Source organism: Mesorhizobium sp. C416B, from assembly GCF_030323165.1.
Classification (GTDB): domain Bacteria; phylum Pseudomonadota; class Alphaproteobacteria; order Rhizobiales; family Rhizobiaceae; genus Mesorhizobium.
In genome coordinates this window covers 6,223,642-6,243,047 of the sequence record NZ_CP100471.1, presented here as the reverse complement: position 1 = coordinate 6,243,047, position 19,406 = coordinate 6,223,642, and the positions used below count along the sequence as shown (strand labels likewise).

The window sequence follows — 19,406 nt, the reverse complement described above, 5'->3', positions numbered from 1 at the left end:
GCTTACCCGTCGATCTTCAGCACAAACGGCGTGCCTTCGAAAGCATCGGCGCCACGTCCGATCGCTTCAATCGCTTCGATCATGCGACCTTGGCGGCCAAGCAGCGCGTCAGCGACAGCAATGAGCCGAGGGTTGGGCGTCGCCGAAGGCGACAGAGTCCGCAATGATAGCGCCAGTTCCGCCTCGTCGCGCTTGGGCGCCAGCGCCGCGGCGATGATGTAGGCCGAGGCGGTCGAGCGGCTGATGCCGGCATAGCAATGCACGACCATCGGCTTGGCACGATCCCATCGGCGAGCGAAACCGAGCAGATTGCGCACGTGATCCTCGCCCGGCATGGTCATGCCGTCCTGTGCCATCGCGATGTCGTGCATGACCAGATGCAGGTGGTTTTCCCTCGATATCGAGGCCGGGCGCGTCACCTCGGTGCCGGCGGCAAGCAGCGACAGCACATGCTCGGCGCGACTTCTGGCCACAGTCTCCTCGAGCTTTGCCAGCGAACAGACATGGATCATGGCGCAATCTCCCTGGCGCTATCGTCGCGCCGTGCGTGCCAGTCGGCAAGCGCCGATTCGAGCCGCTGCCATTCCTCCTGACTTCCAGGCAGCCCCGCGCGGAGCACCTGAGGACGCTCGGAAAAATGCCTGAGCAATATGCCGCGCTCACCGAGCGTCGAAAACAGACCGGCCGCGTCCGGCATCTGAAGATAGCGAAACAGCGTCGTGCCGCCGGCGACAGCCACGCCAAAGCGCGAAAGCAGCGCATCGAGCCGCGCTGCATCCTCGGCCAGCCGGCGCCGCATATCGGCCTGCCAGCCGCTGTCGGCAAGCGCGCGAATGCCATATTCAAGCGCCGGGCCGGCGACGGCCCACGGTCCAAACTGCGTCTCCAGCCTCTCGACCGTCAACGCCTCGGAAAGCGCGAAACCGAGCCGCAGGCCGGCAAGGCCAAAGAACTTGCCGAAGGAGCGCAGCACGACGATGCCGCCCTGCCCGACATCGCCGGCAAGGCTTTCCGCGTGCGGGCCGACATCCATGAAGGCCTCGTCGACGACCAGCAGCCCGCCCTTGGCGCGCAATGTCTCGGCAAGCCGAAGCAGCCTTTCCCGCGACACGACGCGCCCGTCGGGATTGTTGGGATTGACGACGATGGCAAGGTCGGCCCCGGCAAGCGCCTCGACATCGTCAGTGTCCACCACCGCATGGCCGGCAATCGCGGCCGCCCTGGCATGCTCGGCATAGGTCGGTCCCAACACCAGCGCGCGGGCGGGGCTCACCAGCGAGGCGACGCGCGGCAGCAAGATCTGCGTGCCCGGGGCTACCGCCACATTCTCGGCCGAAGGTGCGCCATAGGCGCCTGCCGCGATCCTGGCCAGCTCACGCAGGCGCGCGGCCTCCGGCAATCGTGACAGGGCGGTGGCGGGCAGCTCGAAAAGCGGGTAGGAGTGCGGATTGATACCTGTCGAAAGATCGACGAAAGGCTGTGGCGCGTGAGGGAAGAGCGCGCTCGCCCGGCCAAGGGATCCACCGTGATCCACCGCAGCAATCGCTCCATCAGAAAGCTTCATGTCGGTCCTGATCGCTTTCCTGTCGCTGGCCATCGAACGCATCCTGGGGTACCCGGACTGGCTGTTCCGTGCCGCCGGCCATCCCGTCACCTGGTTCGGCAGGCTGATAGCCTTTCTCGACCTCCGGCTCAACCGCGCCACTGATTCCGACGCATTGCGTCGCCGCCGGGGCGTGCACGCCCTGCTGGTCATTGTGCTGGCGCCGGCGGCGATTGCCTTCATTGTGCAAATCCTGCTCTGGCAGCTCTTTCCCGCCGGCATGATCATCACCGCCATCCTGGCGTCGTCGCTGCTGTCGCAAAAGAGCCTCACCGAGCATGTCGAAGCGGTGGCCGACGCGCTCGATACCGGCGGGCTGGCGCTCGGCCGCATTGCGGTTGCGCGCATTGTCGGCCGCGATCCCGAAAAGCTCGACCATGCCGGCGTCAGCCGCGCCGCGATCGAAAGCCTGGCCGAGAATTTCTCCGACGGCATTGTCGCGCCCGCCTTCTGGACCGGCGTCTGCGGGCTGGCCGGCGGCGTCGCCTACAAGGCCGCCAACACCGCCGATTCGATGATCGGCCACCGCACCCCGCGCCACGAGGCTTTTGGCCGCGCGGCAGCACTTTTCGACGACTGGATCAACCTGCCGGCCTCGCGGCTGACGGCACTGCTGATCATTGCCGCTGCCTTTCTTGTTGACGGCGCCGATCCCCGCAATGCTTGGGAAGCGGTACGGCGCGACGCGAAAAAACACCGTTCGCCCAATGCCGGCTGGCCGGAAGCGGCGATGGCGGGTGCGCTTGGCCTGGCGCTCGCCGGCCCGCGTACCTACGGCGGCGTTGTCGTCGAGGATGCGTTCATGGGCGAAGGCGGCCGCCGCGAGGCGGAGAGCCTGGACATCAGGCGGGCGCTGAAGCTTTACCACGTCGCGGATTATCTGCTGATTGGGCTGTTCGGATTGCTGTCGGCGGTCGTCATCTATCTGGAAATCTTGGTCTCGCAGTAAAGAAGCCGCCTGACTCACCAAGAGACACGGACTTCCTTCGCGTTTGGATCCACAGCTTCGCCAAATCTTTTGATCGCGTAGCCGCCAGCGGCCACAGCCGAGGATTTCAGCACAGGCTCAATCACAAGGAAAAGCTTCTCGGCGTCTGGCCCGTACAGATAGAGGGTGCATTTGCCCCCACCAAACTCGTCACCATCAAATTCGCCGACATGCGCATTTGAAACAGCTTTTTCCAACCGATCCTCCAGAACTTGGACCGATTGCCGCTCTTCCGGCGCCCCGAACTGACCGCCGCTCAGAAGAAGGTAGACAATCACGGCTTGTTCCAACGGTGATCTCCCGAAGTTAGACCTTCAAAACTCGATCCCTTGCTGCGCTTTCACGCCCGCCGAAAAGTGATGTTTCGTCACGCCCATCTCCGTCACCAGATCCGCCGCCTCGACCAGCGCCGGCTTGGCGTTGCGGCCGGTGACGACGACATGCAAGCCTTCGCGCCGCGCCTTCAGCCCCGCCACCACTTTGTCGAGATCGAGATAGTCGTAGCGCAGCGCGATGTTCAGTTCGTCGAGCACAACCAGGCTGATCGAGGGATCGGCGATTAGCTCCAGCGCCTTGGCCCAGGCCGCTTCGGCCGCGGCGATGTCGCGCTTCAGATCCTGCGTTTCCCAGGTAAACCCCTCGCCCATCGCGTGCCAGACGACACGGTCGCCGAATGCCGCGAAAGCATCCTTTTCACCGGTGTGCCATTTGCCCTTGATGAACTGGACGATGCCGACGCGCTTGCCGTAGCCGAGCATGCGCAGCGCCAGCCCGAAGGCGGCGGTGGTCTTGCCCTTGCCGGGGCCGGTGTTGACGATCAGCAGCCCCTTCTCGACCGTCTTTTCCGCAACCTCGGCATCCTGCGCCGCCTTGCGCTTGGCCATCTTGGCGCGATGGCGCTCTTCGTCTTTTGTGTCGATATCGGTCATCTCATTTCACCTTGAGCGGCAGCCCCGCCACCATCAGAAGCACCATATCAGCTACGACCGCGATCTGCTGGTTGAGCCGGCCGGCGGCATCGCGGAACCGGCGTGCCAGCGCATTGTCGGGCACGATGCCTTGTCCGACTTCGTTGGAGACCACGAACCACGGTCCGCGCGGCCGCGAAAGCACATCGGCCAGCCGCCGGCACTCCCCCTCCAGATCATGATCGGCCAGCATATGATTGGTCAGCCACAGCGTCAGGCAGTCGACAAGCACCGGCTGGTTGTCCGGCAAGGCTTCGAGCGCGCCGGCAAGATCAAGCGGGGCGTCGATGGTCGCCCACCCCTCGCCACGGCGCGAGCGGTGCTGCGCGATGCGCTCGCGCATTTCGCCGTCATAGGCTAGCGCGGTGGCGATATAAGCCCATGGCGGCAGCAACGCCGTCGCCAAAGTTTCGGCATGCGCGCTCTTGCCGGAGCGCGCACCGCCGATGATGAAGGTCAAACTGCGATCAGGCAAAGCTGTCGCGCAGGCTGGTCGCGGTGCCGGTGAAGCGCGAGTGCACTATGCCGACAACTGCACCCAGCACCAGCCAGAACACCAGATTGGTCAGCGTCACCGCCACCACGAACTGATGATGCAGGCCCTCCGGGATCGGCGTCTTGAAACTGTCAGGCTGCGGCGCGCCGACAATATGCGGGGCGACAATCAGGACGACAGCAAGGATGGTCAGCGGCGCCGACGTGCGGAAGGCGATCAAGGCAAGGCCGATGGCGGTCGCAATCACCGTCGCCACCCACCAGATCTGGCGCTGCATGAGATCGGCCGCCGGCATCGCCGGCAGTTCCGGCGGCAGGCCGAGGCCCGGCGCCAGCGTGAACACGGCAAAGCCGGCCAAGCCCCAGAACACGCCCTGGCGCCAGCTGCCGATGCCGCCGGCGAATTCCGAAATCGCGACCAGGATCAGCGCGAAGCCGATACCGGTCACGACATTGGAGACGACGTTGTAGGCGAAGCGCTCGAAGCCGTCGGCCGGCGCCCAGCCTTCGTCTTCCGCTGGAGCCGCTGCTTCGGCAGGCGCCGGTGCGGCTGAGCTCATGGCGTTTTCCGCCGGTGCGGCACTGCTCATGGCGTTGGTGGTGTTGGCGGCCGGTGCCGCAGCATGATCGTGCTTGTGGCCGCCTGCCTTCTCAAAAACTTCGGCCTGGCGAATCAAGGGATCGGTTGCATAGGCCTGCATGCAGGCGAGAACGACGCCGGCCACGAGCCCGGCAATCGCCGCGACGAACACGACGTTGCGAAACAGGTTCATGATGTCAGATCCTCGTCAGTGGCAGGGAAACGCCATCGAATGGCGATAGTCGTGCGCCGCATTGTGGACCGCATCGATGTGCGAGAAACCGACAACGCCGACGACGAAAATGCCCAGAAACGCGCTAAGCACGAGCTGCATGAAGCGCGACTGCGAGGAGACGGAAGCGCCGAGGGAGACGGAAGCGGTATTCATATCTTGTCCTTTCGCCCTCCACCCGAGGGCATCGAAGTCAGTTCCTGTCGCCGGCAGGTCTCCTGGCTCGCGGATCAGCGCCCTTCCCCACCTTCCCGAAGAAAAATCCTCAGTGGCTTGGAGAGGACTACCGCACACAGTTGCGGGGGCAGCCACGGCATTGGGCAACAAGTCAGCCCTCACCGCATTCCCTCTTGGTCCCTAACGGAACCGACGACATGCATGACTATAGGCTGAAACAGCCGCATCCGGCAAACCAAATTCCGGCAGCCAACAGCGCGAATGCGCCACTCAGGCGTCACGGGTTCAGCGCGCTGATCCGCTCCGCAACCAGCCGCTGCAGCCGCCACAGATGGCGATCGTGAATGCCGCGCTCTTCAAGGTTTTTCACCGTGTTGTAGAGGTAGTCGGCGCCCGACCCCCAGTGCCCGCAGGATGTCGCCAGCCTGTCGACGACCTTCGCCTCGTCGAGCGGGCCGGAATAGGTCAGGCCATTGCGGTTGATGACGAAGGCCAATGCCTTCAGCGGGCCAGCCTCGCTTGCAAGCTTGAGCATGCGCGGCCGGTAGCTTGTCGGCTTCAGCGTGACTTCGCGCCGGAAAAGCCGGCCCAACTGCTCGCGCCGGTTATTGCCGGTCAGCCGAAAGGCGACGCCCTTGCATTGTCCGCCACGGTCCAGCGCCATCATCAGGCCGGGGCTGTCCTTGGTGCCGCGCCAGCGCGTCATGTTCATGCAAAAGGACCGATGCCAGCCGCGCGCCAGCGCAACGCGGTCCTCGACATAATCTATTTCCGGTTTCCAGATCAGCGATCCATAGCCGAACAGCCATAGCGGTTCGCTGTCCGGGAGTTCGACCTGCAATTCATCCAGCAGCGCGTCATAGTCGGCTTCATCGAGATGCATCGCGTCCGGATCCGGCCCGGGGTCCCTGATCTCGCGCCAGCAGCGCGCGACCAGCTCCGGCGTAAGCGACATCTGTCGTGCGGCCACTTCCGAATCCCCCCAATTTCCGAATGTCCCGTGTCCACGACATGATTATGCGCCGCGCCTGCAACCGGCAATGCGGCACTCTGATTGACAAACGATTTGCCGGGGTGTCGGCTGACGCTTCATAGGAAGCAAGCCATGCATCCCAGCCCGAGCGAGCGCGACCCCTATAACGGCCTGAGCCGGGCCGAACCGACGCTACCGTCGTCGGCCTATTGGGATGGCGAGGCTTACCAGCGCGATCTCGACGCCATCTGGCACAAAAGCTGGCTGCTCGTCTGCCGCGAGGCCGACCTCGCCCAGCCGCTGGCGTTCCGGACATTCCGCGTCGGCACGCAGGAAATCGTCATTCTGCGGGACGAGACCGGCGAGTTGCGCGCCTTCCACAACACTTGCCGGCATCGCGGCTCGCAGCTTTGCCAGAAAAGCGAGGGCCGGCTGAAAGCGCGGCTCATCACGTGCCCCTACCACGCCTGGTCCTACTCGCTGCGCGGCGATCTCGTGCGCGTTCCCTCGAAATCGCTGCCAGATGGTTTCGACAAGGCAGATCATCCGCTCTACCGGGTGGCGCTGTCGGTGTGGCGCGGTTTTGTCTTTGTGAACCTTCAGCAGGCTGCGGCCGGCTCCGCCGGGACCTCCTTCGATCCCGCATCCGGCGACCTCGCCAACTGGCCGCTGGAAACGCTGGTATCAGGCCATGTCCTGCGCAAGGTGATGAACTGCAACTGGAAGATCTTCTGGGAAAACTTCAACGAGTGCCTGCATTGCCCGGGCGTCCACAAGGACCTGTCTCGGCTGGTGCCGATATACGGCCGCGGCCTGATGAGCCGGCACGACGACCCCGACTGGGTCCGCCATGCCGACAATGACGCGCCGGAGTTTTCGGGTGGCCTGCGCGCCGGCGCCGAGACCTGGTCGCGCGACGGACATGCCCATGGCCCGGTCTTACCGGGCCTGACGCCAGCCGAGCGTGCGGCCGGACAGACCTATGCCACCAGCCTGCCCTCGATGTTCATCGTCGGCCATGTCGATTATGTCAGGACGGTGCGACTGATGCCGCTCGGTCCCGAACAGACCGAACTCACCGCCGAATGGCTGTTCGCGCCCGAGGCGCTGGCTGAGACCGACATCGACAATGTCGTCGCCTTCGGCACCCAGGTGCTGGAGGAGGATGCCGCGATCTGCGAGATCAATCAGAAAGGCCTGCGCTCGATGCGCCACCAGGCCGGCGTGCTAATGCCGGAGGAGTACGATCTGCACCGCTTCCACAACTGGGTGCGCGAGCGGCATGCAGCGCTTGAGGCAACCGCCTGATCGGCGACTAAAGCGACTTCGGCAGATAGCGCCAGGTGATAAAGCCGCAAACCGCGGCCAGAATGCCCAGCGTCACGAACACCGAGCCGAGGCCGAAAAACGCCAGCACCACCGAATAGACCAGCGGCGGCGTCAGCTCGGAAAAGTCGAGATAGGTGCGGTAGACCGCGGCCATCTGCGCCCGCTCATAGGACCGCACCGAGCGCATGAAGGCGGTCGAGCCCAGTGCATCGAGCGCGATGGTGAAGAAGGCGCCGCAGAGCAGGAAAAAGCCCGTAAGCAGCGGCGCGGTAGTGCCGACCGCGCCCGCCGCAAGCAGCGTCGCCGACATCGCGAAATAGGCGAAGGTCATGGTGCGCCGGCCGCCGAAGCGTTTTCCCGCTTTGCCCCAGAAGATCGCCATGAACAACAGCGCATTGCCGGCCGAAACCAGCAGGCCGCCGGCAAGCTTGCCCTCGCCGGTAATCACCATGAACAGCGGCCCGTAGACGAAGAACGTCGTCCAGAAGCAGGAGCGGCCGAAGGCGATCAGCCAGGCCAGCCTGAGCCTGGGTTGTGCTACGAAGCGGCCGATATTGGCCAGCGGATTGGCCGGCCGTGTCTTGCCCGGCCGGATCGACCGGTTGTCGCCTAGCCTGTAGGTCCAGAACAGCGCCAGCAAGGCCAACGCAAACACCGCGACCGCGCCATGCGCGGCATAGATGCCGTAGCGTGTGTAGAGGAAGATGCCGAGTGTCGGCCCGCCGGTCCAGGCCAGCATCGACCACGCCATGCGCAGCGATTCGGCCTGCATGAAATCGGTCTTGCGGATGTGGTCCATGATGTAGAGGTTGAGCGTGATCGACAGGGCGCTCGCCCCCATGACGCGGCACAGCATGCCTGCCAGTTGCCCCGCAAGCGTGTGGGTGACGAAGAACAGCGAGCCTATCGCCAGCAGGCAGGCGCCGGCGGTATAGACCCAGCGCCGGGCAAACCTGCGGATCAAGATCGGCATGAACAAGGTCACCGACAGGCCGAGCAGCGCCACGATGGTGTAGAGGATCGAGACGATCTGCTCGTTGTGCAGAATCTCATAGGCCTGGATCGGGATGACGCTCGACACCGTGGCACGGGCGAAGGATTCGACCGCATAGAGCGAGGCAAAGGTGCGCGCATCCGCCGGACGCAGGGCCGGAAGCCAGATCGGATGGCGCACATGGGTGGACATTTGATCCCCAAATCAGACTCGCGGCGTCAAATCTGCGCTGGCGCTTCCTCCGCCGGTAACAGGAAACCGACCCCTTCCCGGCAAAAAGCGAATTCGGCCAAAGGCTTTCCGGCTCTGGCCTAAAGCGCCGCCCGATGCAGCCGCACGGCGCGACCCGGAGCGTAGAGGGCGGCCTTCTTTTGTCCGGTGCAACCGTGATAGTCGTCTTTGGGGCTGAATCAGATCGCGAGACCATGAGCATCCATACCGCACCCCCTGGAGATCAACTGAAGCGAGATCAACCGAAGCGCATCGTCGCCATCGATGTCGTACGCGGCATCGCGCTGATCGCCATGGCGAGCTACCACTTCACCTGGGATCTCGAAAATTTCCACTACACCGACCCCGGCCTCACCGCCGTCGGCTGGTGGAAGATCTATGCGCGCTGCATCGCCTCGACCTTCCTGTTCCTGGTCGGCGTCAGCCTGTTTCTCGCTCATGGCAGGCAGATCCGCTGGACCGGCTTCTGGAAACGTTTTGCCATGGTCGCCGTCGCGGCCGCCGCTATATCGGCGGTCACGTACTTCATCACGCCGGACAGCTTCATCTTCTTCGGCATCCTGCATCAGATCGCGCTGGCCAGCTTGCTCGGCCTTTTGTTTCTGCGGCTGCCTTCCTGGCTGACGCTGGTCGTGGCGGCGGTGGTGATCGCAGTCCCCCTCTATCTCCGATCCGAAGCCTTCGATCATCCGGCGCTGTGGTGGGTCGGCCTGTCGGCGATCAACCCGCGCTCCAATGATTACGTGCCGCTGTTTCCCTGGTTCGGCGCCGTGCTTCTCGGCATCGCCGCGGCAAGGTTTGCGTCCACCACCGGCCTGCTGGCGCGGCTGGCCACGCTGGCATCGGGAAGCTGGACCAGGCCGCTCACCTTCATCGGCCGCCACAGCCTGGCTTTCTACCTGATCCACCAGCCGCTGCTGTTCGGCTGCGTCTGGCTGTTCTCGCAGATTGCGCCGGCGCCCGTCGAAACAAGGGAAGTGATCTTCCTCAAGGAATGCCAGGTATCTTGCGAACAGCAGCGCGACACGGAGTTCTGCACCAGCTATTGTGTGTGCATGCTGGACACGCTGCAAAGCGAAGCGGCATTCGACCGGCTCTACAATGGCGACCAGACCCCGGAGTTCAAAGCGCATCTCGGTGAACTCGCCGGCATCTGCACCGCAAGGACGGAGGAGAGTCCGATGACGCAGGGAGGGCAACAATGACTGACAAGCTGGCAAAACCCCGGCTGGCAAAACCCGATCTACCGAGACCACGGCTGATCCCGTGGCCGCCGGTGATCTACATCGCCGCCATCACCATCAGCATCGTGCTCGGCCTGTTCTATCCGCTGCCCTGGATCGGCGACCTCTTGGGCGACCTTTTGTTTGCCGCCGGCTTTGTGGTGCTGTTTGCCGTCGCAGCCCTCTGGTTCACCGCTATCCGCACCATGATCCGGGCCAAAACGACGATGAACCCCAATGGCGTGCCGGAGCATCTGGTGACGTCTGGCCCGTTCGGCGTCACGCGCAACCCGATGTATCTGGCCAACACGCTGCTTTTGATCGGCGTTGCCTTCGTCTCGGGGATCGTATGGTTCCTGCCGCTGGCTTTGATCGCGGCATTTGCAACGCAGAAGGTCGCCATCGAGAGCGAGGAGAAGGTGCTGTTCGCCAAATTCGGCAAGAAGTACCGCGACTATGCGAAGCGGGTCAGGCGCTGGATCTGAGGCGACGTGGCAGGGGTGTATACCTTGGCGATTAGCTGGCGCATCCGTCTCTTCGTCATCCACGGGCGGAGCAAGGAGCGTAGCGACGCAGCACAGACCCGAGGATCCATGCCGCGACTCCAGAGCGTTGCTATGGTCCAGAATTCGCTACCGCTGCACTCCACGACCGATGTCACGGAATGGATTCTAGGGTCTCCGCGATGGAGCTTCGGTTGTGTGCGTCAAGTTCTGCAAAATGGGGCAGCCATGATGCTGGCCATGATGCTGGTCATGCGGCTTGGCGCAGAGCGAGCTTCTTGTGCTCGCGCAGGTCGTCCATGTTGATGTATCGGTTGGCCTCCATCCAGTTTTCATTGGTCTCGACGGCCAACGCCCTGACCAGGCGCAGGCAGCTTTCGGTATTGGGGAAGATGCGCACGACATAGGTGCGCCGGCGGATTTCCTCGTTGAGCCGCTCCAGCATGTTGGTGGATTTGAGATGCTTGTGGTGCTGTCTCGGCAGCCTGAAGAAGGTCAGGGTTTGTTCGATGGCATCCTCGGCCCAGCCTGTCAGGCGCGGATAGCGTGCCGACCATTTGGCAAGCCATGCGGCAAGATCAGCCCTGGCCTCTGCGAGATCGCGCCGGTCGTAGAGCCAGCGCAATTCCTGCAGGCAGTCGTCGCCGTGCTTCCTCGGCAGATGATCGAGCGCGTTCCTGAGGAAGTGCACGTAGCAGCGTTGCCAGGCGGCTTCGGGGATCACCTCGCCGATCGCTGCCACCAGGCCGGCGTGATCGTCGGACACAACCAACTCGACGCCCTTGAGGCCGCGCGCCTTGAGGCCGACGAGGAAGTCCCTCCAGGCCGAGCGGCTCTCGCGATTGGCCATCTCCACGGCCAGGATCTGGCGCCTTCCGTCCCAGTCGATACCGACCGCGATCAGCACCGCCTGGCTCATGACAACACCGGCTTCACGCACCTTCTCGTAGCGCGCATCGAGGATGAGGTAAGGAAACGGCTCTTGAAGGGGGCGCCTGGCAAAGGCAGCGAGGCTCTCGTCCAGCCGCTTGTTGATGGCCGAGATCGACGAGGCCGAGAAGGCATGGCCGCACAGTTCTTCCGTGATCGCCTTCACCTTGCGGGTCGACACGCCCTGCACATACATCTCCGCCAGTGTCGCCACCAAGGCCCGCTCGGAACGCTGGTAGCGCTCGAACAGCTCGGTGGAGAAGCGCCCGGCCCGGTCCTGCGGAACCCGCAGCTCGAGCTTGCCGACCCGCGTCACAAGGGTACGGCCGTAATAGCCCGAGCGATAGCCAAGCCGTTCGGGCGTGCGCTCGCTCTTCGAGGCACCCAGCGCCTCGTCCATCTCGGCCTCAAGCACCTCCTGCATCACCGCACGGAGCACTTCGTGCAATCCATCCGGGTTCGAAAGCAAAATGTCTTTGACGGCAGCGCTGGCGGTCTTAACTTCAGTCTTGGTCATGGTGGCGTTCCTTCGCGGGAATCAGGTGACGTGAACAATCACCAGCCTGCCATGACCGCCCCCTCTCAGCGAATTTGCAGAACTCTCAGCACACTACCGGAGCTTCGCTCCTGCTTCGCCCTAGAATGACGAAGTGCGGAAGGGCTCCGGCTAATCGCGAACGTTTGCGACGGGCGCGCAAACGCTCGAGGGTCCGCTCAGGTATTAACCCCCAGCTCCACCAGCCGCTCAACACATGACTCCTCAGCCTGGTCGAGCTCCGCCAGCGTCTCCTCGAGATCGCGCCGCTTCTGGCGCAAATCCTCGCGCTTCTCCTCGATGCGCTTGATCATCAGCTTGAGTTGACCGACCTCGCCGGGCGGTTCCTTATACATCTGGATGATTTCGCGGATCTCGTTGATCGAGAAGCCGAGCCGTTTCCCGCGCATGATCTGGCGGATCAGATGCCGGTCAGATGGGCGAAACAGCCTTGTGCGGCCCCGCCGGACCGGTTGCACCAGCCCCTCATCTTCGTAGAAGCGCAGCGTCCGCGTCGACACGTCGAATTCGCGGGTCAGTTCGGTGATCGAATAATATTCCCGCATCTTTGCTCCAAATGTCGGAACATCGGAAAACGCCCGGTCGCCCGGGATTCCAACGCATTCCGATCAACCCCGTTCCAAGCCGGACTCGGCATGAAACCCCGCGCAAGCCTCGCACCACATTTACGTAAAAGTCAATTGAACCCGCAACGCCTCTTTCTCAAGGGATAGCGAACCACCAGGTGGCCAGCCCGAGGAAGGCAAAGAAGCCAACGACGTCGGTGACCGTGGTGACGAAAACCGCCGACGCCACCGCCGGGTCGATCTTGAACCGGTCGAGCAATAGCGGGATCAGGATACCGGCAAGGGCTGCCACGAACATGTTGATGATCATGGCCGCCGCTATGATGCCGCCCAGATTGGCATCGCGGAACCAGACGGCCGCGACAATGCCGATCAGCACGGCGAAGATGATGCCGTTGATGGAACCCACGCCCATTTCGCGGCGGATGATGCGGCCGGCATTGTAGATGTCGAGATCCCTGGTCGCCAGCGCGCGCACGGTGACGGTCATGGTCTGCGAACCGGCATTGCCGCCCATGCCGGCCACGATCGGCATCAGCACGGCCAGTGCCACGATGTGCTCGATGGTGCGGTCGAACAAGCCGATCACCGATGCCGCCAGGAACGCCGTCAACAGGTTGACCAGCAGCCAGGGCACGCGCGAGCGCGAGGTCGAAAGAATGCTGTCGGACAACTCTTCGTCGCCGACGCCGCCCATGCGCAGCAGATCTTCCTCGGCCTCCTGCTGGATGACGTCGACGACGTCGTCGATGGTCAGCACGCCGACCAGCCGCTCGTTCTCGTCGACGACGGCGGCGGACAGAAGATCGTATTGCTCGAAGTCCCGCGCCGCCTCTTCCTGGTCCATGGTGGCCGGAATGGCGTGCCTCGTCTCGTGCATCACGTCTCCGACCTTGGTCGTGCGCTTGGTGCGCAGGATCTGGTCGAGGTCGATGGCGCCGAGCAACTTGAAGCTTGGATCGATGACGAAGATCTGGCTGAAGCGCTCGGGCAGGTTCTTGTCTTCGCGCATGTAGTCGATGGTCTGGCCTATGGTCCAGAACGGCGGCACGGCGACGAACTCGGTCTGCATGCGGCGACCGGCCGTCTCTTCCGGGTAGTCGAGCGAGCGGCGCAGCCTGATCCGCTCGGTGAACGGCAACTGCGACAGGATCTCGTCCTGGTCTTCCTTTTCAAGGTCTTCGAGAATGTAGACCGCGTCGTCGGAATCGAGGTCCTGCATGCCCTGGGCAATTTGCTCATTGGGCATATTGTCGACGATATCGCGGCGGATCGCCTCGTCGACCTCGGTCAGCGACGAGAAGTCGAAGTCGGCGCCGAGCAGTTCGACAAGGGCGCGACGCTGTTCGGGGTGCAGGGCCTCGAGCAGATCGCCAAGTTCCGACTGGTGCAGGTCGTCGACTTCGCGCTTCAGCGTCAGCGTATCGCGATCGGCGATCGCCGCCCCGATCTGGGCCAGGAATGATGACAGGACGGCGCCGTCCTCGCCATAGATGTCGGCGTGGGCGTCGTCAGCGGCTTTGGCGCCGGTCGTGTGGTCGTCCTGGCGTTCCACCAGCGGCTCCCGCCATGGGAATTTCGGAAAAGGTGCCTGTCAGGTCTAGCGCGCAACGCACGGGAATATCAAACGAAATGCGCCCCGCCCTGCATATGGGCGAGAGTGATTTCATCAGGATATGACGCCGCCCAGGATTCAGGCGGCGCGACAGCACATGTCGCTGGGGAAAGAGCACCCGAGCACGGTTGGGGCAGAATTGTCATGGTGCAGGTCCTGCCATCTGCCGGACCCGCCCAGGCCAGGAACCAGAACAGCCGGAAGCCCTTGAAGATCAGGTCACAGACGCAGAAGGCAATCGAGGAACGGCGCGTGCGCGTGGTCGTCGCCGAACGCAATCCGCTCGTCATATCGGCGGTGCGCGACATGCTGGACTGCGACGGGCGCTTCGATCTCAGGGCCTGCGTGCAAAGCGGCAGGCATTTTCTGGAATTGGCAGCGGAAGGCGAATTCGACGTCGCCGTTATCGGCTGGAAGCTCTCCGACATGGACGGCGCCGATGTGCTGGCCGAGGTTCACAGCCGCAAGCTGGGCGTGCGCATCGCGGTGTTTTCCAACGACCACGACATCGGCATCCTGAAGCAGTGCGTGCGGCTCGGCGCCCAGGGCTACTGCTTCCAGTTCGACGATCCGGCGATCATCTTCGAGACCATCCTGGCCGTCGCGCATGGCCGCATCTGCATCCCCTACATCGACATCAACAAGGTCAACGACACACCCTTGTCGCTGCTCACCGTGCGCGAGCGCGAGCTGCTGGCGGTGCTGTCCGACGGCTGGACCAATCTGCAGATCGCGACGCGCACCGGGATTTCGGAGAACACGGTGAAATACCACCTCAAGAATCTCTACGACAAGCTCGACGTCCGCAACCGGGCGATGGCAGTCGCGCTCTACGCGCGGGAGAGGCGTACCCAGAAGCAGCCGTTGGGGTAGGCGAGCGACTGGCCGCGGGTAGGTCACCCGGGTAGGCAACCCCCACCCGCGCGCGGCAAGATGTTACCCCTTGAGGTGTTGTTGCCTTTAGCCGTCGAGACGAAACTCCCCTCACCGCTTTGCTGGATCAGGAGGAGTTCGCGACATGGCCGGTTTCACCCATCTTTTCATTCCCGGACCGACCAACATCCCCGAACAGGTCCGGCAGGCGATGAACCTGCCGATGGAAGACATGCGTGCAGCATCCTTCCCCGATCTCACGCTACCGCTGTTCGAAGACATCAAGACGGTGTTCAAGAACGAGACCGGCCGCGTCTTCATCTATCCCTCCTCCGGCACCGGCGCCTGGGAAGCGGCGATGACCAATGTGCTCAGCCCCGGTGACCGCGTGCTGATGTCGCGCTTCGGACAGTTCTCGCATCTGTGGGTCGACATGGCCGAGCGCCTCGGCTTCGAGGTCGATGTCATCGATTGCGACTGGGGGACCGGCGTGCCGCTCGAGCTCTATGCCGAGCGGCTCAGCGACGACAAGGCGCATCGCATCAAGGCAATCTTCTGCACGCAGAACGAGACGGCGACCGGCGTGACCAGCGACGTCGCCGGCTGCCGCGCCGCGCTCGACGACGCCAACCACCCTGCTTTGCTCTTCGTCGACGGCGTCTCGTCGATCGGCTCGATCGACTTCCGCCAGGAGGAATGGGGCGTCGATTGCGCCGTCAGCGGCTCGCAGAAGGGTTTCATGCTGCCCGCCGGCCTCGGTTTCCTCTCCGTCAGCAAGAAGGCGCTGGTGGCCTCGCGGAGCGCCACGCACCGCCGCTGCTTCTTCTCCTTCGAGGACATGATCCGCGCCAACGATGCCGGCTACTTCCCTTATACGCCGGCTACACAGCTGCTGCGCGGTCTGCGCGCCTCGCTCGACCTGATCGCCGAGGAAGGGCTGGAAAACATCTTCGCCCGCCACCATCGTCTCGCCGAAGGCGTGCGCAAGGCAGTCGACGCCTGGGGCCTGAAGCTCTGCGCCAAGGCGCCGAAATGGCACTCCGATACGGTCAGCGCCATCCTGGTGCCGGACGGCGTCGACAGCGGCGATGTGGTCAAGCGCGCCTACCAGAAATACCAGACCGCGCTCGGCGGCGGCCTCAACAAGGTGATCGGCAAGGTCTTCCGCATCGGCCATCTCGGCTGGCTGAACGAGGTGATGGTGCTGGCCTCGCTCTCGGCCGCCGAAATGGCGCTGCTCGACTGCGGCGTACGGCTGGCGCCCGGCTCCGGCGTCGGCGCCGCCATCCAGCACTTCCGCGCCTCGGCCGCCGTGCCGGTCGCCGAAGCCGCCTGAGGAGCCGACAATGAGCCACACCATCAACCACCTCAAGAAATTACGGCTGCAGCGCAGCGAGCTGGCGGTTCCAGGCTCCAGCCCGGAAATGATCGACAAGGCGGCCAACAGCGCCGCCGACTTCATCTTCCTCGACATCGAGGATGCGGTCGCCCCGCCCGACAAGGAACGCGCCCGCAAGAACATCATCCAGGCGCTCAACGACATCGACTGGCGCGCCAAGGGCAAGACCGTCTCGGTGCGCATCAACGGCCTCGACACGCACTACATGTACCGCGACGTGGTTGACGTCATGGAGCAGGCCGGTGACCGGCTGGACACCATTTTGGTGCCGAAGGTCGGCGTGCCGGCCGACCTCTACATGGTCGAGGCCATGGTCAACCAGATCGAGATGGCAAAGGGTTTCAGGACCCGCGTCGGCCTCGAAGCGCTGATCGAGACCGCGCTCGGCATGGCCAATGTCGAGGCGATTGCCGCGACACCCGGCCGGCTGGAAGCCATGCATTTCGGCGTCGCCGACTATGCGGCAAGCTGCAAGGCGCGCACGGTCAACATTGGCGGCCTCAACCCCGACTATCCCGGCGATCAGTGGCATTTCGCTCTGTCGCGCATGACCGTCGCCTGCCGCGCCTATGGCTTGCGCGCCATTGACGGGCCGTTCGGCGACTTCTCCGATCCGGAGGGCTACATCGCTGGCGCCAGGCGCGCGGCGGCGCTGGGCATCGAAGGCAAGTGGGCGATCCACCCCTCGCAGATCGCGCTTGCCAACGACGTCTTCTCTCCACCGGAAAAAGAGGTCACCCGCGCCCGGCGCATCCTCGAAGTGCTGAAGGAGGCGGAGGCGCAGGGCAAGGGAGCGGCCGCACTCGACGGCAAGATGATCGACGCAGCGTCGGAACGCATGGCGCGCAATGTTCTGGTGGTCAACGAGGCAATCGAACGGGCCAGCCAATTCTCTAGCGAGCCGCGCGTCGCCACGCATTGACTGTTCAGGGAGGACAAAATGGACATCCACGAATATCAGGCCAAGGAACTGCTGGCACGCCACGGCGTGCATGTGCCGCGCGGCGGGCTGGCCTACAGCCCCGAGCAGGCGACCTACAGGGCCCGCGAGATCGGCGGCGCCAAATGGGTGCTGAAGGCGCAGGTGCATTCCGGCGCCCGCGGCAAGGCCGGCGGCATCAAACTGTGCGCCAATGACGAGGAGATTTCCAGCGCGGCCGAGGGCATGCTCGGCCGCAAGCTGGTGACACAGCAGACCGACCCGCGCGGCAAGCTGATTTCGCGCCTGTATCTCGAGGAAGCCGTCGATATCGCGCAGGAGCTCTATGTCGGCTTCGTGCTCGACCGCAAGGAAGAGCGCGTCATGATCGTGGCGTCCGCTGCCGGCGGCATGGAGATCGAGGACATCGTCGAGAAGGCACCGAACTCCATCCTGCGCACATCGGTCGATCCCGGCGTCGGCATGCAGCGTTTCCAGGCGCGCGAGATCGCCTTCGGGCTCGGCCTCGACCACAATCTGATCGGCAAGGCGACCGAAACCATCTTCGCCTGCTATCAGGTGTTCCGCGACTACGACGCCTCGATGCTGGAGATCAATCCGCTGGTGGTGACCCGCGACGGCAATCTGATCGCGCTCGACGCCAAAATGTCGTTCGACGAGAACGCGTTGTTCCGCCGGCCGGAAATCTCCGAGCTGCGCGACAAAAGCCAGGAAGATCCGCGCGAAACTTTTGCCAGCGACCGTGGCCTCTCCTATGTCGGCCTCGACGGCAACATCGGCTGCATCATCAATGGCGCAGGGCTCGCCATGGCGACCATGGACATGATCAAGATCGCCGGCGGCGAACCGGCCAACTTCCTCGACATCGGTGGCGGCGCCTCGCCGGAGCGGGTGGCGAAATCCTTCCGCGCCGTGCTCGGCGACAAGAATGTCGAGACCATCCTGGTCAACATCTTCGCCGGCATCAACCGCTGCGACTGGGTCGCCGAAGGCATCATCAAGGCGATACGCGAGGTCGGCGTCAACGTGCCGCTGGTGGTCCGTCTCTCCGGCACCAAGGCCGAGGAAGGCCGCCGCATCCTGGCCGATTCCGGCGAGGCGGTAATCGTTGCCGACACGCTGGCCGAAGCCGCCGAAAAAGCCGTCGCTGCCTGGCGCGCGGCCACCAAGAAAAAAGCAGCCTAGAGCCGGATGATTTCAGGTCGAATCGACCTGAAATCTGAATCCGTCTCTAAAATCAAACAGATGGAGCATGATGTCGTCCGAAAACCGCTTCACACTTTTCGGCATCATGCTCTAGGGAGGTCGAGAAAATGGCAATCCTGCTCAACCGCAGCACCCGCGTCATCGTCCAGGGGTTCACCGGCAAGATCGGCAGCTTCCATGCCGAGGACATGAAGCGCTACGGCACCAAGCTGGTCGGCGGCGTTACGCCCGGCAAAGGCGGCCAGAAGCATCTTGGCCTGCCCGTCTTCAACACGGTCAAGGGCGCGGTGCGCGAGACCCGCGCGGAGGCCAGCATCGTCTTCGTGCCGCCGCCTTTTGCCGCCGATTCGATCATGGAAGCGGCCGACGCCGGGATAAAACTCTGCGTCTGCATCACCGACGGCATCCCGTCGCAGGACATGATGCAGGTCAAGCGCTACATGCTGCGCTACCGCTACGAGGACCGCATGCGGCTGATCGGGCCGAACTGCGCCGGCGTCATCACGCCCGGACAGGCGTTGATGGGCATCATGCCCGGCAGCATCTACCTCCCCGGCCGCGTTGGCATTGTCGGCCGCTCCGGAACGCTCGGCTACGAGGCGGCGTCGCAGATGAAGTCGCTCGGCATCGGCGTCTCGACCAGCGTCGGCATTGGCGGCGACCCGATCAACGGCTCGTCCTTCAAGGACATGCTGAAACTGTTCGAACAGGATGACGACACCGACGCCGTGGTGATGATCGGCGAGATCGGCGGACCGCAGGAAGCCGAAGCGGCCATTTGGGCGCGCGACAATATGAGGAAGCCGCTCATCGCCTACATCGCCGGCCTCTCCGCCCCCAAAGGCCGCCGCATGGGCCACGCCGGCGCCATCATCTCGGCCTTCGGCGAGTCCGCGCAGGAAAAGGTGGAGATCCTCAAGGACGCCGGGGTGATCATCGTGCCGACGCCGTCGTCGTTTGGTGAGGTGGTTGCAGAGACGCTGTCACGTATGAAGAAGGCCGCCTGAACAGCGGCCTTCGCGTTC

General features: G+C 63.8%; 21 protein-coding genes and 1 riboswitch. Of the genes, 9 read left to right on the top strand and 12 right to left on the bottom strand.

Going from position 1 to position 19,406, the window contains the following annotated elements; translation table 11 throughout:
• Window positions 1-2 precede the first annotated feature (2 nt).
• The gene (locus NLY43_RS30260) at window positions 3-512 is read right to left on the bottom strand and encodes a tyrosine phosphatase family protein (RefSeq protein ID WP_023710807.1); all 510 of its coding nucleotides are present in this window, start codon (window positions 510-512) and stop codon (window positions 3-5) included.
• Window positions 509-1,564 (bottom strand): threonine-phosphate decarboxylase CobD, encoded by a 1,056-nt coding sequence (gene cobD, locus NLY43_RS30255; protein ID WP_023710808.1) that lies wholly within the window; start codon window positions 1,562-1,564, stop codon window positions 509-511. The genes NLY43_RS30260 and cobD overlap by 4 nt, the downstream gene beginning before the upstream one ends.
• Between cobD and cbiB the strand changes: the two genes are divergently transcribed.
• Complete coding sequence (cbiB, locus tag NLY43_RS30250) at window positions 1,563-2,552, top strand: adenosylcobinamide-phosphate synthase CbiB (RefSeq protein ID WP_023710809.1); 990 nt, start codon at window positions 1,563-1,565, stop codon at window positions 2,550-2,552. The two genes, cobD and cbiB, sit on opposite strands and share 2 nt — an antisense overlap.
• Window positions 2,553-2,566: 14 nt before the next feature.
• Here cbiB and NLY43_RS30245 read toward each other — a convergent pair whose 3' ends face one another.
• From NLY43_RS30245 to NLY43_RS30220, 6 genes are all read right to left on the bottom strand, one after another.
• Complete coding sequence (locus NLY43_RS30245) at window positions 2,567-2,881, bottom strand: hypothetical protein (protein ID WP_023710810.1); 315 nt, start codon at window positions 2,879-2,881, stop codon at window positions 2,567-2,569.
• A gap of 24 nt (window positions 2,882-2,905) precedes the next feature.
• On the bottom strand, window positions 2,906-3,520 hold the full coding sequence (cobO, locus tag NLY43_RS30240) for a cob(I)yrinic acid a,c-diamide adenosyltransferase (RefSeq protein ID WP_023710811.1): 615 nt from the start codon (window positions 3,518-3,520) through the stop codon (window positions 2,906-2,908).
• Window position 3,521: 1 nt separating this feature from the next.
• On the bottom strand, window positions 3,522-4,034 hold the full coding sequence (gene cobU / locus NLY43_RS30235) for a bifunctional adenosylcobinamide kinase/adenosylcobinamide-phosphate guanylyltransferase (RefSeq protein ID WP_023710812.1): 513 nt from the start codon (window positions 4,032-4,034) through the stop codon (window positions 3,522-3,524).
• Entirely contained in the window at window positions 4,027-4,827 is an 801-nt protein-coding gene (locus tag NLY43_RS30230) for a CbtA family protein (protein ID WP_023710813.1), read from the bottom strand. The genes cobU and NLY43_RS30230 overlap by 8 nt, the downstream gene beginning before the upstream one ends.
• 15 nt (window positions 4,828-4,842) lie before the next feature.
• On the bottom strand, window positions 4,843-5,022 hold the full coding sequence (locus NLY43_RS30225; RefSeq protein WP_023670784.1) for a CbtB domain-containing protein: 180 nt from the start codon (window positions 5,020-5,022) through the stop codon (window positions 4,843-4,845).
• A 35-nt stretch (window positions 5,023-5,057) separates the two neighbouring features.
• Window positions 5,058-5,252: riboswitch (cobalamin riboswitch) on the bottom strand.
• A gap of 68 nt (window positions 5,253-5,320) precedes the next feature.
• Window positions 5,321-6,013 carry a gamma-glutamylcyclotransferase gene (locus NLY43_RS30220; protein WP_031199117.1) on the bottom strand — a complete coding sequence of 231 codons (693 nt, stop codon included), beginning with the start codon at window positions 6,011-6,013 and terminating at the stop codon, window positions 5,321-5,323.
• 135 nt (window positions 6,014-6,148) lie between these two features.
• On the opposite strand from NLY43_RS30220, the gene NLY43_RS30215 reads away from it, so the two are divergent.
• On the top strand, window positions 6,149-7,324 hold the full coding sequence (locus NLY43_RS30215) for an aromatic ring-hydroxylating oxygenase subunit alpha (protein ID WP_023710814.1): 1,176 nt from the start codon (window positions 6,149-6,151) through the stop codon (window positions 7,322-7,324).
• Window positions 7,325-7,331: 7 nt separating this feature from the next.
• Here NLY43_RS30215 and NLY43_RS30210 read toward each other — a convergent pair whose 3' ends face one another.
• On the bottom strand, window positions 7,332-8,531 hold the full coding sequence (locus NLY43_RS30210) for an MFS transporter (protein ID WP_023710815.1): 1,200 nt from the start codon (window positions 8,529-8,531) through the stop codon (window positions 7,332-7,334).
• 233 nt (window positions 8,532-8,764) lie between these two features.
• Here NLY43_RS30210 and NLY43_RS30205 point away from each other — a divergent pair, with 233 nt between their 5' ends.
• Both NLY43_RS30205 and NLY43_RS30200 read left to right on the top strand, forming a co-directional pair.
• On the top strand, window positions 8,765-9,775 hold the full coding sequence (locus tag NLY43_RS30205; protein WP_023710816.1) for a heparan-alpha-glucosaminide N-acetyltransferase: 1,011 nt from the start codon (window positions 8,765-8,767) through the stop codon (window positions 9,773-9,775).
• Window positions 9,772-10,278, top strand: coding sequence for a methyltransferase family protein (locus tag NLY43_RS30200; RefSeq protein WP_050589734.1), 507 nt, complete (start codon window positions 9,772-9,774; stop codon window positions 10,276-10,278). The genes NLY43_RS30205 and NLY43_RS30200 overlap by 4 nt, the downstream gene beginning before the upstream one ends.
• 268 nt (window positions 10,279-10,546) lie before the next feature.
• Here NLY43_RS30200 and NLY43_RS30195 read toward each other — a convergent pair whose 3' ends face one another.
• From NLY43_RS30195 to mgtE, 3 genes are all read right to left on the bottom strand, one after another.
• Complete coding sequence (locus NLY43_RS30195; RefSeq protein ID WP_286456782.1) at window positions 10,547-11,743, bottom strand: IS256 family transposase; 1,197 nt, start codon at window positions 11,741-11,743, stop codon at window positions 10,547-10,549.
• A gap of 197 nt (window positions 11,744-11,940) precedes the next feature.
• Window positions 11,941-12,327 carry a MerR family transcriptional regulator gene (locus NLY43_RS30190; protein ID WP_006203215.1) on the bottom strand — a complete coding sequence of 129 codons (387 nt, stop codon included), beginning with the start codon at window positions 12,325-12,327 and terminating at the stop codon, window positions 11,941-11,943.
• Between the two features lie 157 nt (window positions 12,328-12,484).
• Complete coding sequence (mgtE, locus tag NLY43_RS30185; protein WP_023670790.1) at window positions 12,485-13,903, bottom strand: magnesium transporter; 1,419 nt, start codon at window positions 13,901-13,903, stop codon at window positions 12,485-12,487.
• Between the two features lie 267 nt (window positions 13,904-14,170).
• Between mgtE and NLY43_RS30180 the strand changes: the two genes are divergently transcribed.
• From NLY43_RS30180 to sucD, 5 genes are all read left to right on the top strand, one after another.
• Window positions 14,171-14,836 carry a response regulator transcription factor gene (locus tag NLY43_RS30180; RefSeq protein WP_023712722.1) on the top strand — a complete coding sequence of 222 codons (666 nt, stop codon included), beginning with the start codon at window positions 14,171-14,173 and terminating at the stop codon, window positions 14,834-14,836.
• A 145-nt stretch (window positions 14,837-14,981) separates the two neighbouring features.
• Complete coding sequence (locus NLY43_RS30175; protein WP_023712721.1) at window positions 14,982-16,172, top strand: aminotransferase class V-fold PLP-dependent enzyme; 1,191 nt, start codon at window positions 14,982-14,984, stop codon at window positions 16,170-16,172.
• A 10-nt stretch (window positions 16,173-16,182) separates the two neighbouring features.
• Complete coding sequence (locus tag NLY43_RS30170; protein WP_023670793.1) at window positions 16,183-17,157, top strand: HpcH/HpaI aldolase/citrate lyase family protein; 975 nt, start codon at window positions 16,183-16,185, stop codon at window positions 17,155-17,157.
• 18 nt (window positions 17,158-17,175) lie between these two features.
• A complete protein-coding gene (locus NLY43_RS30165) occupies window positions 17,176-18,360 on the top strand; it encodes a malate--CoA ligase subunit beta (RefSeq protein ID WP_023712720.1) in 1,185 nt (394 codons plus the stop codon).
• Between the two features lie 128 nt (window positions 18,361-18,488).
• Entirely contained in the window at window positions 18,489-19,388 is a 900-nt protein-coding gene (sucD, locus tag NLY43_RS30160; protein ID WP_023712719.1) for a succinate--CoA ligase subunit alpha, read from the top strand.
• The last annotated feature ends 18 nt before the right edge of the window (window positions 19,389-19,406 follow it).